Source organism: Thioalkalivibrio sp. ALJ4 (assembly GCF_000377225.1).
Lineage (GTDB): Bacteria > Pseudomonadota > Gammaproteobacteria > Ectothiorhodospirales > Ectothiorhodospiraceae > Thioalkalivibrio.
On sequence record NZ_KB897917.1, the window covers coordinates 870,631 to 885,443 of the forward strand.

The following is a 14,813-nucleotide window of genomic DNA, read 5'->3' on the forward strand; positions in this document are numbered from 1 at the left end:
GCTCGCGCGCAACTGCCTGGTCAGGGGACCCCCCCTTGGTTGACCCTTTGTGAAGCCATTCAGGAACGAATGCCAATGGAAAACACCCGTTCCCCGGAACTTACCCTACTGGACTGCACATTGCGGGATGGTGGCTATTACAACGGGTGGTGTTTTCCCGATGCACTCGTTGAGCGCTACCTTTCCGTGATGGGCAAAGCAGGTGTCGACATTGTTGAGATCGGATTCCGATCCCGCAAAGTGGACGACTTCTACGGACCCTATGCGTTTAGTAGTGATCAGTGGCTGGAATCCCTTCCGTTGCCCGAAGGCGTGACTCTCGGTGTCATGTGCAATGCCAAGGAGCTTCTCGAAACGGGCGACCCGAAGCAGATCGTGCATGAGTTGTTTGCACCCAGGCACGAGTCAGTCGTCAGCCTGGTACGTATCGCAGCGCATTTTAATGAGGTGGAACCTTGCGCCCCTGCGGTTCGTGCATTGTCGCACCTGGGGTACCGGGTAGGCCTTAACCTGATGCAGGCCACCGGACGCCCGCGGGAAGAGCTCGAAGCGAAAGCGGCGTTCGCCGCCACGCTGCCCCTGGATGTTCTCTACTTTGCCGATTCGTTCGGGAACATGGAGCCCGTCGATATCGAGGGGATGATGGACGCTCTACGCAGCCAGTGGGGCGGTGCGCTGGGAGTGCATACCCATGACAACATGGGTAATGCGCTCGCCAATACGATGCGTGCCAGCGAGTCGGGTTGTACGTGGCTCGACGCCACCGTCCTCGGCATGGGACGGGGTGCCGGGAACCTGAGAACCGAAACCCTCTTGCTCGAACTGGACCGCCGCGGCATTCGTGCCGGTCAGGAGATTGACGCCCTGTTGGAACTGGTGGTGGGAGAGTTTGGTGACCTGCAGAACGAGCACGGGTGGGGGCCCAGTATCTTTTACCACCTGTCGGCCCTCTACAATGTGCACCCAACGTACGTGCAGGAGATGCTGACGAGCGACCGGTACAGCAACCACGACGTGATTGCGGCACTCAAGCGGCTAGGCAACCTGGACGCACGCAGTTTCTGCCCGCGCCTCTTGAGCCACGCAAGTTCAGCGCATGTTCCAGAGAACGAAGGTGCGGTGGACGTAACCGGGCGTCTGGATGGGCGTACCGTTCTGATTCTCGGCTCGGGAGATCAGGTAAGCAAGCATTGCGCCGCGCTGGAGCAATTCATCTCCCGTGAAGAGCCGTATGTGATCAGCACCAACTGGAATCCGTGGATTTCTGCGGATTTGGTGGATGCCTGGAGCACCTGTACACCTGAACGTCTGCTTCTGGAGAAGCATCTCTATGAGGCAAACAGCGGAACGCTGATTGCTCCGCGATCGGCTATTCCGGCTGAAGCGTGGGCGTCGCTTAAGCAGTGGTCTCACGTGGATTTCGGGCTACAGGTCGATTCGCAGCAGTTCTCCATCACTGATCGAACCGCCATTGTTCCATCAGCGCTAACCTTGCTGTATGCGGCCGCGTATGCGAATGCAGCGGGGGCCACCACGATCCTTCTAGCGGGTGTGGACGGGCATGCGCCTGCTGACCCCAGGCACCAGGAATTGGAAGGTGCCCTCCGCCTGTACTCAGAAATGCCGGGGCATCGTCCGCTTGTGGCGATTACTCCAACTTCCTTGCGCTCCATCCGACAATCTACGGTCTATGCGCCGATTCTGGTGCCCCCGCACGAGGATGCACGGGCGCCGGCGATGGGGTCCGGCTCCTCAAACTAAAGGTTGTGAGGAATTTGCTCCTATGTGGGAGTAGCGAGCCTTTTGGTTATGGTTGGTTTCCCGTCAAGTGGCATCAAATATAACGGAATCAGGAATTTAAAGATGGTTACCATTGACACACGAATTCGGGAGAGGGGTGTAGAGTTTCTTCTACACCCCCTGAATTCCGCCCCTGAAACGAACGAGGCGCCAGTATCCGGGGTGCTTCGGGGCCAGTTTCAATTTCTAACTGGTACACAGGAATTCCAGCTGGAGTGGCGCCATAAGGAGAAGGCAGAGGAACCTGTGGGATGGGGCGCCATCCCGATCCCGGAATTTGATGAGCCTCTTTGCGAAGTGAACGTTCTCGGCGTGGAAAACCAAAATTCGCTCGCTGTTCCATTCGAGTTCGGGCTCCACCGGGTGGCGGGTCTTTGGTTGGAGTCTGAAGAGCAAGTCGCGGCCTCGCTTTTCCGTCCAGGTGATCGGGTGCAGGATGACGAAACACTGGCCTTCCAGGTGGATCAACTTCTGCGGTACGCAGACTGGCGGCGCGAGACAGCTGCGCCGCTGGCTGTCATGCTCGCATATAAATCTGTCGAAGGTCATGCTCCGGATTCAAGTATGGTGCTAGCACAAGAGGTGCTATCAGAAGTCATTGGGAATATTGAATTGCTTCAGCCCGATAAGGAGCATCGGAAAGACAGGGAGCAGATTCGTCTATCGGCAACGATGGCGTTAGTTCACGTATTGCTGATGCGCCGTGCCTATGCAGAGATCGAGCCAGTCATCGATCGGGCACTCAATGGCTTCCGGCCATCGACCAAGGCGAATCCATTCCATCACGGGGAAAATCGTACCCGGCTTCTTCTGTTGAAGTCGTCGGTGCTTGCTCATCGTGGGGATCGCAGTGCATCAAAGGAGTGTCGAGTGTACGCGCACTATGCGGCGCAGGAAGCCCTGATTCATATTAAGCCGAGCCCAACATTCTATGGGATCGCAAACAGGATAATGGAGACGGTGCGCTGTGCGCTTGGAGAGCTTCGGCCGAAGGATGTGGCCAGGTTTTACCTCCGGCTTCGCAGACCAACAGAAAAGGCGGAAAAGCTAATAAAAAAGCGACTGGTTGAGTATCTGGAGGCCTACGTGGGTCAAGAGTCGTCCAGTGCAAATGGTCAACCCAGTAAAGTGTCAGGGGGAAAGGGTTAAGGATGGATATTGTCATCATAATTCCTGCGCGGTACGCGTCATCGCGTTTTCCGGGAAAGCCGCTCGCGAAGATCAATGGCACGACGCTTCTTGAACGGGTCTGGAAACGGTGCGTGCCGGTTCTGGGCGAGGAACGCGTAGTGGTGGCGACGGATGATCAGCGGATCGCGGACCACTGTGCTGACAAGGGCATGCAGTGGGTGATGACGCCTGGCAGCTGTGCGACCGGTACCGATCGGCTGGCGGCCGCCGCCGCATCGTGCCCGGCGGACCTGTACATCAACGTTCAGGGGGATGAGCCCCTGATCGAGCCCGCGGATATCCAGAAGGTGATTGATGCCGCCAAGGCGAGGCCGGGTGCGGTGGTCAATGCGTATTGCCGGATTACGGACGAGCGGGATTACCAGAGTCTGACAGTGCCCAAGGTCGTGGCGCGACAGGATGGACGCCTGCTGTACATGAGCCGAACGGGCCTGCCCGGAAACAAGGACGGCGTATTTCGGTGGGCGCACAAGCAGGTATGCATCTACGCCTTCCCGCCCGAGGCGCTGCGCGACTTCGAGGCGCATGGGGGCAAGACCCCGCTGGAGGCCGAAGAGGATATCGAGATCCTCCGTTTCCTCGAGCTTGGCTACGAAGTGGAGATGGTGCCGGTTTCGGGGAGTTCAATTGCGGTGGATGTACCGGAGGACGTGGCGCGCGTGGAAGGGGCACTGGAGGCGCGAGGTGCCTAGCATGCGTCGGCGGCTGAACGACTACAGGACCTTCGTATTCGACTGCGATGGCGTCCTTCTGGATTCGAACCGAGTGAAAACCGAAGCATTCTACACGGCAGCGCTTCCCTATGGGGAGGATGCTGCGCGCGAGCTGGTGCGTTACCACCGGGAACATGGCGGTGTCTCCCGCCAGCTCAAGTTCGGCTATTTCCTCGAGCGGATCGTGGGCCAGCAGCCAAGATCCGAAGAAGGCTATCACGAGTTGCTGGAGCGATACGCCAGGTATGTGCGGGAGGGCCTGGCGTCCTGCGCGGTGGCTGAAGGTGCCGAGGAGTTGCTCGAACGGTTGCCGGGCGATGCGTGGCGCTACGTGGTCTCCGGTGGCGCAGAGGACGAAGTGCGCTGGGTGCTGGCGGAAAAGGGCTTGGCCCGGCACTTCCACGGGATTTATGGCAACCCGCAGGACAAGGCGGACCTGGTGGAGAGGGCGGCCGGTGAACATAGCTGGGCCGAACCATCTCTTTTTGTGGGGGATGCGCGCTACGACCATGAGGTGGCGGTGAGGCGGGGCATGGACTTCCTGTTTGTGTCCGGATACTCCGAGTTTGTGCAGTGGCCGGAGTATGTCGATGGCCACGATGTGACATGCGTTTCGTATTTGTCGGAGGTGATCCCGTGAGCGATGTGGATCATCCCAGCGCGCCACGCAATAGAGCGGGACTTCGCGTAGACAACCTTATCGCCTTCGGTTTTCCATTTTCTCCTATAAAGGCGTCGCCTTTCACGCGTTTGGACAATGGTCCCGGCGTTGTGCGTTCGCATCTGGATGAACTCAATGCCCGGATGACGCTCGTGTCCCGTTCTGCCAAGTATTACGTTCCGGATGAACGGGTCCATCCGCTGCAATGGGATTTAACGGTTGACCAAGAAACGGGTTCAGCTTCCAGCCGTGCAGCGCTGGGAGCAGACACGTACAACGCCATTGCGCCGTACGAGTCTCTGCTCTTGGAGATGATGGGACGACGACTTTCTCAGGTGCAAAAGGACGTCGAATCGTCCGGTTTCCAGGTGCTCGAGCGAAGGCGGATGGAGTTGCGGAACCGGGTCGCCCATTGGGCCCGTCTGATGGAGGAACGGGCGTTGACGGGGTATATCAATTCGAACTGCCCGCACCTTGTCGATGATCTAATTGTGTACCTGCTGGCGAAAGGGAAAGGGATGCCGGCCGTGTTTCCCTACCGCCTTCCGATCGTTCCGGGGGTCAGCGCCCGGCTCTACTTGCCCGCGGGTTTGTTCGAGCACCACGCGGTGCACGGCGCTGACGGCCGTCTCATACGGCCGGAGGAGATCCCCGAGAGTGAGGCGTCGGCCCCTTTGCCCGCCGATCTGGAAGACATTCACCGCGAGGTGGTCCAGGGCGGCAAGACACTGGGCGAGCTCTCCGCCCTCCGCCTGAACGAGCGTGGCATTGCGCGGCCAGGACAGTGGGCGCGGCCATTTATCGACTCCAGGGTTCGAGGGCCTTGGGGGTGGCTGGCGGCACGCGTCGGTCCATATCGCCGGAAGGCGCGGTTGATGCGTAGTCTGCTGGCGACCGAGCGGAGTAATCGGCGGCAGCTGGGTGAACTGACCCGTCGTGCGAAGTTACCGGAGAATTTCATCTACTTCCCGTTGCACATGCAGCCCGAGGCCAGCACGAACCCGCTGGGCGGATTTTTCTCCGAACAGCTGCGAGCGGTACGGTTGCTGGCGGAGGCCCTGCCGGCCGGTTGGCGGCTGGCGGTGAAGGAACATCCGCACCAGCAGCTCGCCGCGCGGCCGGAAGGCTGGTACGACGCCGTTGCCAGAACCCCGGGCGTTACCCTTGTGCCAATGGACTGGGACTCGTTCGCGTTGCAACGCGAGAGTCGGGCGGTGGCGACGGTGACCGGGGCGGCGGCCTGGGAGGCGTGGCTGACGGGCAAGCCGGCTATTGTGTTTGGCCACATTCTGTATCAGTCGGCCCCGGCCATTTTTCCGGTGCGCACACGGTTGGAGGCGCACGATGCGCTGAGGGCCATTCGGCGAGGGCGTGCACCGTCGCCGGCCGAGATCCGGAGCTATCTGGGCCGGCTGGCTCATCTCAGTTTCCCCGGGCATCTGGATGCCTACATCAATCCGTGCCTGCCGCCGGAGCAGCTGGATCCGGCGGAGAACGATCGAGAGATCGGCCGGCGGCTCGCCCGCGCGCTGGAGTACCAGGCCGGTAGCTCCGCAGTATTCGCGGAAGACTCGGTGCACCCGGAGCAAATGGGATGAACGGAATCCGCTTTGCCCGAAAAGAGGCTCTTGCATCAAGCCACGACCAAGGAGCCGCGGGTGCCGGGGATTTGGCGCCCGTTGCTGTGGCCGTTATCAATTCTCCAGTGCATGCGTGGCAAATCCGGGAGGCTTGCGCCCACTGGGGTGTGCGACCTCAGGATGTCTGGGTGGTCGTATTCAAACAGCACAGTGTCAATGGAGAGACACTGGGACGCACGCTTGTCGAGACCGGTGAATGGGGCCGCGTGGTCTGGTTGGCGACGTCGCCAGTGCTGCAAACGGGGCTGCCGGGCCTTGCCTCGTTGATGCGGCGCGAGCGGCATCGCGCGGACTGGCAACGCCATCTGGTGAAGGCTCGGGGGGCAAGGTTCGTCATGGCGGCATTGAACCGAGTGCCGGTCAATCGTCAGGTCGCAGCCTGGCTGGCTGGCGAGGAGCTGATCTGGCTCGATGACGGCACCGTGACGCCCACGCTGGTCCGCAAGGATGCGGCGCGAGGGTCGGTGAGACCCGAGAAGCGTAAAGCGAGCAATAAAAAAAACGGGAAGGCAGCGACGTGGCGCCAATTCATTCGGCGCCGGGTTCGTCAGTCGATCAAGGGCATCCCTGGGGCTGTTTGGCTTTGGCGTCGATTTGGCCCGCGTGGGGCCAGCCTGATTCGCGCAGCGGATGCGCGCCTCCAACAACGGCGGGGATTGCCTCCCTCGACGGCACCAACCATGGGGATCGATCCCCTCATACTAAAACAGGCGTATCCGAGGGCTCAGACCTACTTTACAGTTGCGGAGACTTGGCCGCTGCCGCCGGGACGTTGGGAACCCAATCGGTTGGGCTGGTTGCGCGATCGACTGAGCTGGGCGTCATTGGATGCCAGGGAGCTCCACTTTCTCGGGGCACCGCTGGTCGAGCGAGACGGTGTGCCGTTTGCGGACTACGTCGATTGGCTGCGGCGTGTGCAGCAGGATTCGAGTGACGGCCGGAAGATGGTGTACGTGGCGCATCCCCGCGAGAGCGAGGAATTCCTGGGCAGGCTCGCGAAAGAGCTCGACATCGAGATCCGCAGCCTGGGGCTCCCGTACGAGATTGCCTTGGCCACCATGCAACGGCGGCCGGCTGTCGTGGCCAGCTGGTTCTGTTCGGCACTGGAGCATCTTGAGGTTGTGGGCCTGCCGGACCTTCAGTTGGTGGCCTATCGCATTCCCGCTTTCAAAAGTACGTTGTCGAAAAAGCGCAAGGCGAACCAGGCGGCCATTTTCGGGGCAGCCGACGCGTTCTATCGCCGGCACGAGAGCGGTAGCGGGATTGATGTCCGGCCCGTTCCCATGCCGCAGCAAGAGCTTGTCGCCGACACCGGGCAGGAAGTGCTGTCGCCAAGCATGACGGTGAGTGCCCAAAGCGGCCAGCGCCCGCTGCTATCGGTAATTGTTCCTGCCTTTCAGGCGGAACGATGGTTGCGGAAATGCCTGGCTTCGCTCCGTATCGGCGGAATCCCGAGCACGGAAATCATCGTGGTCGATGATGGTAGTACGGATCGAACAGCAGATGTAGCCCGCGCGTGGCAGCGAACGCATGGCAGTGTCCAGCTCGTTCAGGCAGCCCACCAGGGACTGGGTGGCGCGCGGAATGCGGGTGTGGACCAGGCCCGGGGGCAGTTCCTCGCGTTCGTGGATTCGGACGATGTGATTCCAGCCGGTGCTTTCGGACGTTTGCTGTCCGTGGCCGAACGGGATCAGGCCGACGTCGTGCTGGGGCGGATGCTTCGCTGCGGGGCGGATCAGCCTGTGCGCAAGGTCTTTCCGGGGTTCAACACGCTGCCGTCGGGCCTCGTGGGTTGGAGAGACCAGCCGGCACTGCTGGCGGATACCGTTGTGACAGCGAAGATTTACCGCCGCGCATTCTGGATGGATGCCGGGTTGCGGTTTCCCGAGTGGGATTGCTACGAGGACATGCCGGTCGTGTTGCAGGCTCACCTGCGCTCACGCCGGACAAGCCATTTTCGTGGATGCGTATATCGATGGCGGCGCACGCCGGGTTCGATTACCAGTGGCGTCAAAGATGAAAATAAAGTAAACGGTTGGTGGCGCTCTCTGCTGCGGTGTCGCGCGGATGCTGCACAGCTTCTGGAGGGACCGCAGCTCGGGATTGTAGAGAAGGAGCTGGCGCGTCGAAGCCGACGGTGGCTGGACAAGTTGTTCAGGGAACAGCCCGGTCGAGTTGATGCATTGGACGGTGCGAAGAATTTGGCCATGACATTTGTCTCGGCGCGAGCTAGAGCTTCGCTGCTTGATGCGGTGCGGCAGCATGAAGATGGGGCCAATGGGGCGGTCTGAATCAAACGCTTCCCCGAGTGTCGAGCTCTATCTCGCCTCTACGCCACTACAGGTGCTGAACGCAGTGGAAGCGCGATATGCACTCGGCGATGCAAGCGCCAGGCCGGTTCTGATCCTGTTCCAGCGGCGGTGGGAGCACTACGCCGCTGCTGCGGCGCTTCCCGAGCCGTTGTTTGCGGCGTTTGACGAAGTGCTCCCTTTGCGTCTCGAGCTTCCGGCGCCTGACGGAAAGCCCTGGCGGGCGGTTACGGCATTGTTGCGAAACCGCCGAGCGGTCCTGCGAATACTGGCACGCTTTTCCGATTTCTTGATTGACAGGGTCGTGGTAACGAACCAGTGGAATCGCGACATGCGTTATATGGCGGCGAAAGCGGGGGCGGAGACCGTTTTCGCCGACGATGGCACGAGCACCGCGTCGTACCTCAAGGCCTGTGCTGAATGGGGGGCAGGTGCGGATTGGTGGCTTGGTGTTGCAAGTCGAGGCAGGCTGGTGAATCTGGCGGCGGCCCTTCTGTATCGGCTGATGTACGGCAGGTTCATGTTGCGGAGTCGGCCGGATCTGATGTTCACGCGCTACTCGGCGCTGGCGGAAGAGGCTGGATTCCCCGTGGTGGCTAACGAGTATCGCTGGGTTCGTTCGATGTTCGGGGTGGCGCGGAAGGGGGCGGATTCGTCCGGCCATTTTCTGGGTGCGCCGTTCGTTGAGCGCGGAGAGGTTTCCAGCAAGCAGTATCTCCGATGGTTGTGTGAGGCCATGGCGCTTCATCCCGAGCTTAACTGGACCTACATTCCACATCCCGCCGAAAGCGACAGTTGGCTTGAGCAAGTCAGTCGAGACACGGGTGTGGAATGCAAGCGTATGAATGGCCCGTACGAGTTGAGTCTGTTTGAGGAGGCATGCCTTCCCGCCGTGATTGCGAGCTGGTTCAGCAGTGCGCTGGAGAACCTGCAGATGCTGGAAATCGATAGTGATTTGTGGGCGTATCAGGATTCCTGATGGGGCTCTGTCCAGTTCGACACTTCGCCTTGCAGCGCAGGGGTTTTACGAGCGGAACACTGGTTCCGAGTCTCGCATTGTGGTCAAGGCTCTGACTTGAGAGCGATCGCGTTACGTTCGGTTCATGGCGTTCGCGGTTCACAAGAGGAGCGCGTTAAGTGGCATCGGCTGGAAACGGTTGGGGCCATCGTTCCCTCAGGGTTGGTACCCATGGGAGTTCGCTTGGAATGCTGAGTACTTCGTGCGTGAGCCCGGGGCGTGCGGCGTACCTCGGTCGGAGTGCTTGGGGGCGAGGGCAGGTTTTAGCTATCAGGGGGCCAATGTGCTGGTGATCAGACTGGTCGGGGGTGGCGATGGTGGCGGGGTGTTTTCCTCCGAAATCGGGTTTGTAAAGGCATTGCGCGCCGAGGGGGTCTCGGTTTACGGGGTGATCGTGGGTGATGGCCCTGCTACTTCGGCTTACCGAGAGCTCTTCGGGACGGACTATGCCTGGTTGCCGAATTTCCCCGCGTTGGCGCACGACGGTTGGCAGAAAGTTTTCAAGGGCGCGCACGTGTGGCGTGAAAGTCCGCGGGCAGCGGAACGGGTCGCCAAACGGCTGCCGGCTGGGCAGCAGGTCTGCTGTGTGCTGGTAAGAAAGACGCATCTCCTGATGGTGGCGGGGGCGCTTGCCGAACATCTGGGTATCCCCGCCTTCTGGCACGTTCCGGAGCGGCCTGGGAGTTTGGGGGCGAGAATGTTTGTGGGTACCGTTTTGCGGCGCTACCCGGTGCATGTGATTGCCAACAGCGAGTTCACGGCTGATGCGATCCGCTGGCCCAAGGTCGGCATTGTGTATCCGGGATTTAGTAAGCCGCCCCAACATGCTGCGCCGAGTGAGGGATTGCTCATTGAGGGTTGTGGAGTGGATTCGGACAGGCCGGTATTCGGATCGTTGACGCGCGTGGTTGCGGCCAAAGCGGTCGAGCCTATGGTGCGGGGCTTTTCGGAGTCCCGTGCTTTCGATGAAGGCGCGCGACTGGTGATAGCGGGCCGTGGCGTTGAGACGCGGTATGGTCGGCGGGTAACTCGGCTGATCGAGCGGTGTGGAAATCGACAGGTGCATTTGCTGGGGGAGGTGAAGGACGTTGGGCGCATCTATCGGACGATTGATGTCGCCGTGCACGGGAGAGAGGGCGTGGAGCCGTTCGGGAGGTCGGTAGCGGAAGGCCTCGCGAGTGGCAAGCCGGTGCTCTGCTGTCGGGGAGGAATGCCCGGTCGATTGGTCAGGGATGGGGTGTCGGGCTGGCATATTGATCAGGTTTCGGCGGGGGGGTTTCGCAGGGGGTTTGATCGTGCGTGGGCCGATCGTCCATGGTGGCGCGAGATGGGGCTGCAGGGCCAGGAGGATGTTCGGCCGTATGCGGTGGATGTCCAGGTGCGGCGTTACATCGAGATCCTGCGTGCGCATGTGTAGATCGGGTTGGGTGCTCCGGAAGGCGAGTGTTGCTGGCGTGACTGAACTCGCCAGCTGTCGGCCAGTATCCGGCGTGCAGCCGGTAAGGCAGCCGCAGCACGGCGTGGTCCGTCTTGCGAGCGCAATGGCACGGCCGGGTCCGCCTGGACAGGGGGCGGGGTGCGTATGAAGACCGTGATGCTGTGCACCGACAATGGGCTGGAGACGGTGGGTGGGGAGCAGGAGTCGACCCGCATCATCGCCGAGTATCTGCAGGATCAGTTCCGGATGGTGGTCGTGCAGCCGGGGAGGGCGCCTGACCGTCGTAATCGAGTCGAGTACCGGTCGGTGGCGCATCGCGACCGCCTGAAGAAAGTATTTCGAAACCCTTTCTCGGTCCTGGCGTTTGTGCTGCGCCTGCGGCGGCTGGTTTGCGAGGAGCGGCCGGATCTGATCCATACCCAGGGGCAGGCGAGTTTGCTGGCGGTCGTGCTGCTGCGTCGGTGCAGGGTGCTGCCTGGGGGGAGCGCCTTGGTGCATACCGAGCGGGGTATTTTTACCAAGTACGGTCCGGTGGTGCGCGGCCTGTTGCGATGGGCTCTGCGCGACCTGGATGCGATGGTATGTACGACAGAGCTGAATCGGCGGTATTGGGAGCCGATTGTGCGGCAAGTTGATGGTGCACTGCGCATTCAAGTGATCGGCAATCCGGCCGGACCGGCATATGAGGGGCTGGGACCCAGGGGGCCGCGACGGGATGCGGCAGGGGGCAGGCTCGTGGTCGGGTTTTCCGGGCGGTATGCGGACTGGAAAGACTGGCCGCTCGCGGTCGAGATTGTTCGGCGGGTCGAGGAACGCGTCCCCGGTGTCGTCGAATGGCATATGGCTGTGGGGTGTTCGGAGACTTCGGAGTTGCGTGCGGTGGAGGCGATGTTCCGGGCGCTGGAGGGGGGGCTGGGCCAACGCTTTGTCGGAGAGGTGAATCGTCCGCCCGCGAGCATGGTTGGCTTTTACGAGGAACTGGATGTTTTCGTGCTGACTACCAAGCCCGGTTGTGAGTCGTTCGGGCGGGTGCTAGTCGAGGCAATGAGTTCAGGGTGTGCCGTGTTGAGTACCGACAGTGGTGGGCCTCAGGAGGTGATCGGCGATGTCCGTTTTATCCACAATGATGCGCCCGGGTTTGCAACTGCGCTGGTCCATTTCCTCTTGAATCCGGGCGAGTTGCTGGCAGTGGCAGCGCGTAACCAGGCTCGGGTGCGGCAGCATTATTCGCTTGAATACTGCTGCCGCAGGCATATTGAGCTGTACACGGAGGTCTTGTAGGTGGTCGCGATCCCGCGGCAGTCGACCTGCCCGTGCTGCTGGCAAGTGCTTATTCGGCGCGCCCAGCGCGCGAAGCCCTGTTGGGTGGTCAAGGGGTCCAGTGGCGCTGGAGGGCGGCGGCCAGTGCCGGCAGCGGGACGTCCATGGCGGCCGTGAGTCCGCGTTCGGTTCCTGGCTGGGGGCAGGGGAGGAGCTGGTAGTTTAGCCCTCGCTCCTGGCAGATGCGCTGGAAGCATGGAACCCGGTGCCGGTTCGGGAGGAGCTCGATGACCGTGGTTCCGGGTTCGCACCAAATCAGGTTGGTCAGCCCGGCACCGTGGGTGGCTACCACGATGTCCGCTGCGGCGAAGCGGCCGATCTGCTCGGCGACCGGCATGCCAGAGAGGGCATGTACTTCGAAGCCGTGCTGCTGTACCAGTTCGCGGACGGCGGCCTCGTTCTGGACGGGCCGGCGGGGCGAGTCCGAACGAGTGATGTAAAGCGCGCGGCCGAGGTGCTGCCGATCCGGGGGTAGGGGCATGGCATCGCGGATGCGGTCACAAAGGCCGGGTGTCAGGCGTGTGCCACCCTTGTCGCGGACGGGTACCAGCAGTTCTTCGGCCACGATCTGCCTGTGTTCGTTGAAGCCGATGATCCGGTCGCGTTCAATGCCAAGCAGATCCAGGATCTCGTATTGCCAGGGCTGTGCCGCATGTGACAGCAGCAAACGGTCCGGTTGCAGCTCCGTGGGCAGGGTCTGCTGCAGGAACAGGAAGTCGCCGATGGAATCGATCAGGAAGTGATAGTAATTGCTGGTGTCGGAGGTGGCGTTGCCCAGTAGTGCCACGCGCCCTCGCAGGTGCTTGGGCGGGTGCCCCCGTGTGTACGACTGCCCGTGCGCCGCGGCTCGGAGCTTGCGGCCCAGGATATTGGGCGTATGCGGGTATGACACGCGGCGGGCGTGGCGATTGAAGACCGCTGCCCTGTGGCCCGGGAAGCCGGCGTTCTGGCTCACCCGGTTCGGCAGAAACAGGACCCTGGCCTGGTCGAGCCGGATAATGCCCGTCAGGTCGCTGACCGGGTGTAGCCGCCAGTCGCTGTCCTCGTCTGGAAGGCAGGTCGCTCGGGCTGCCGGGGGGTTGTCCAGGACATGCCGTTCAAGCGCGATCCAGTGCTCGTCACCCAGTCCGGCGGCCTGCACCGAAAGACGATCTTCTAGCCAGTAGACGGCTGGGCGCAGGAGTGTGCGCCCAGCTTGCAGGGTCTTGTTCGGAAGGCGAGGCTGGCGCACGTCGTTGATCAGTCTGTTAGGGGCGGGTTGTAGTTCAGGCGGGGTTGCTGGCGCTTCGGGCTGCGTACCAGGCGACGGTGTGCCGTATGCCTGCATCCAGTGGTGTGGCCGGGTTCCAGCCCAGTTCTTGTCGGGCGCGGGTGATGTCCGGGCAGCGCTTCTTCGGGTCGTCGGCCAGCGCTGGGGCGTGGATAAGCGGTGAGGCGGAGCCGGTGATCTCGAGTATCTGCCGGGCCAGTTCGCCGATGGTGATTTCTTCCGGGTTGCCCAGGTTCACGGGGCCGATGAGGGAGTCCTCGGACTGCATGATTCCGATCAGCCCGGTCAGCAGGTCGTCGATATGGCAGAACGAGCGGGTCTGGTTGCCGTCGCCATGAACCGTGAGGGGTTCGTCGCTAAGGGCCGCGAGGATGAAGGTCGGTATGACGCGGCCGTCGCCCGGGCGCATGCCCGGGCCGTAGGTGTTGAACAGCCGTGCAACCCTGATGGGGACACCGTGCCGTCGATGGTAGTCGAAGAACAGTGTCTCTGCGCAACGTTTGCCCTCGTCGTAACAGGCCCGCGGCCCGGCCGGGTTGACGCTTCCGGGGTAGCTCTCCGTTTGTGGATGCTGTTCGGGGTCGCCGTAGACCTCACTGGTGGAGGCCTGCAGGATCCGGGCGCCGGTGCACCTTGCGAGTTCCAGCATGTTGATTGCGCCCAGCACGTTCGTTCGGGTGGTCCGAATCGGATCGGCCTGGTAGTGCGTTGGCGAGCCGGGGCAGGCCAGGTTGTAGATCTCGTCGGCATCGACCCGCAGCGGCTCGGTGATGTCGTGCTGGATGATCTCGAACTGCGGGTGGCCGGCGAGGTGGCGAAGGTTGTCCCGGGAGCCGGTCCAGAAGTTGTCGACGCAGGTGACCGCGTGGCCGGCCTGCAGCAGTCGGGTGCACAGATGCGTGCCGATGAAGCCGGCACCGCCGGTGACCAGGATGTGCTTGCGCGGACGCTGTGGCATGGGCGCCTCTTGCGGTGGACGGGGATGAAGGAGCTGCTGCCCGGATTCTACACGGGCACGGGTGCTGGAAGCGCCCCGGCCGGACCCTCGACCCGGCGGGCTGATGGTTGCCCGGGACGGCGGCGGTTTCCCAGGCGGGACAGGGATTGGTGGCGGGGTGGCCCGCATGGTGCAGGACCCGGGCCTGCGGGCGTACCGGGGGGCTGCAAGGTTACGGGGCTCTGGACTACACTCGATTGGGCGCCACGCAATGATGGTGTCATAACGGGATACATGGGGAGTGTGTTGATGAGTGATTCGAAGCGGGTGGATCTGGATATGTCGCGTCTGCTGGGTTTCCGGTTGCAGCGGGTCGCCAGTTGCGGGGGGAAGGTTGGTGTGAAGCCCCCTGGTGGCCCTCAGTCGACCTCCGATGTGCTGCTGGGCTCCAAGGTTGGTGGGAAGGTGGGCGCCAAGCCGCTTCCATAGCTTCGACCCCTGCTCTCGGGAACCTGA

At 62.0% G+C, this 14,813-nt stretch carries 12 protein-coding genes; 10 read left to right on the forward strand and 2 right to left on the reverse strand.

Annotated elements, in window-relative coordinates; translation table 11 throughout:
• Positions 1–75 precede the first annotated feature (75 nt).
• The 9 genes from C936_RS0104130 to C936_RS0104170 all read left to right on the forward strand — a co-directional run bounded on the left by C936_RS0104130 (position 76) and on the right by C936_RS0104170 (position 12,051).
• Positions 76–1,761 (forward strand): hypothetical protein, encoded by a 1,686-nt coding sequence (locus C936_RS0104130; RefSeq protein WP_018649222.1) that lies wholly within the window; start codon positions 76–78, stop codon positions 1,759–1,761.
• A 102-nt stretch (positions 1,762–1,863) separates the two neighbouring features.
• On the forward strand, positions 1,864–2,949 hold the full coding sequence (locus tag C936_RS15000) for a hypothetical protein (protein ID WP_196800026.1): 1,086 nt from the start codon (positions 1,864–1,866) through the stop codon (positions 2,947–2,949).
• A gap of 2 nt (positions 2,950–2,951) precedes the next feature.
• Positions 2,952–3,683, forward strand: coding sequence for a 3-deoxy-manno-octulosonate cytidylyltransferase (locus tag C936_RS0104140; RefSeq protein ID WP_081616832.1), 732 nt, complete (start codon positions 2,952–2,954; stop codon positions 3,681–3,683).
• A gap of 1 nt (position 3,684) precedes the next feature.
• Positions 3,685–4,344 carry an HAD family hydrolase gene (locus C936_RS0104145; RefSeq protein WP_018175297.1) on the forward strand — a complete coding sequence of 220 codons (660 nt, stop codon included), beginning with the start codon at positions 3,685–3,687 and terminating at the stop codon, positions 4,342–4,344.
• A gap of 164 nt (positions 4,345–4,508) precedes the next feature.
• Positions 4,509–5,963 carry a hypothetical protein gene (locus C936_RS0104150; RefSeq protein WP_018175298.1) on the forward strand — a complete coding sequence of 485 codons (1,455 nt, stop codon included), beginning with the start codon at positions 4,509–4,511 and terminating at the stop codon, positions 5,961–5,963.
• The gene (locus C936_RS0104155) at positions 5,960–8,296 is read left to right on the forward strand and encodes a glycosyltransferase (protein WP_231363203.1); all 2,337 of its coding nucleotides are present in this window, start codon (positions 5,960–5,962) and stop codon (positions 8,294–8,296) included. Before C936_RS0104150 ends, C936_RS0104155 begins: the two co-directional genes overlap by 4 nt.
• Before the next feature lie 64 nt (positions 8,297–8,360).
• The gene (locus tag C936_RS14215; protein WP_231363202.1) at positions 8,361–9,293 is read left to right on the forward strand and encodes a hypothetical protein; all 933 of its coding nucleotides are present in this window, start codon (positions 8,361–8,363) and stop codon (positions 9,291–9,293) included.
• Positions 9,294–9,615: 322 nt separating this feature from the next.
• Positions 9,616–10,749: a glycosyltransferase family 4 protein gene (locus C936_RS0104165; protein ID WP_018175301.1), complete on the forward strand. Its 1,134-nt coding sequence runs from the start codon at positions 9,616–9,618 to the stop codon at positions 10,747–10,749.
• Positions 10,750–10,914: 165 nt separating this feature from the next.
• On the forward strand, positions 10,915–12,051 hold the full coding sequence (locus C936_RS0104170; RefSeq protein WP_018175302.1) for a glycosyltransferase family 4 protein: 1,137 nt from the start codon (positions 10,915–10,917) through the stop codon (positions 12,049–12,051).
• Between the two features lie 88 nt (positions 12,052–12,139).
• On the opposite strand, the gene C936_RS0104175 is transcribed toward C936_RS0104170, so the two are convergent.
• Entirely contained in the window at positions 12,140–13,321 is a 1,182-nt protein-coding gene (locus tag C936_RS0104175; protein ID WP_231363201.1) for a DUF563 domain-containing protein, read from the reverse strand.
• Between the two features lie 34 nt (positions 13,322–13,355).
• Entirely contained in the window at positions 13,356–14,318 is a 963-nt protein-coding gene (locus C936_RS0104180) for a UDP-glucuronic acid decarboxylase family protein (RefSeq protein WP_018175304.1), read from the reverse strand.
• Positions 14,319–14,606: 288 nt separating this feature from the next.
• On the opposite strand from C936_RS0104180, the gene C936_RS14910 reads away from it, so the two are divergent.
• On the forward strand, positions 14,607–14,786 hold the full coding sequence (locus C936_RS14910) for a hypothetical protein (RefSeq protein WP_155988197.1): 180 nt from the start codon (positions 14,607–14,609) through the stop codon (positions 14,784–14,786).
• The last annotated feature ends 27 nt before the right edge of the window (positions 14,787–14,813 follow it).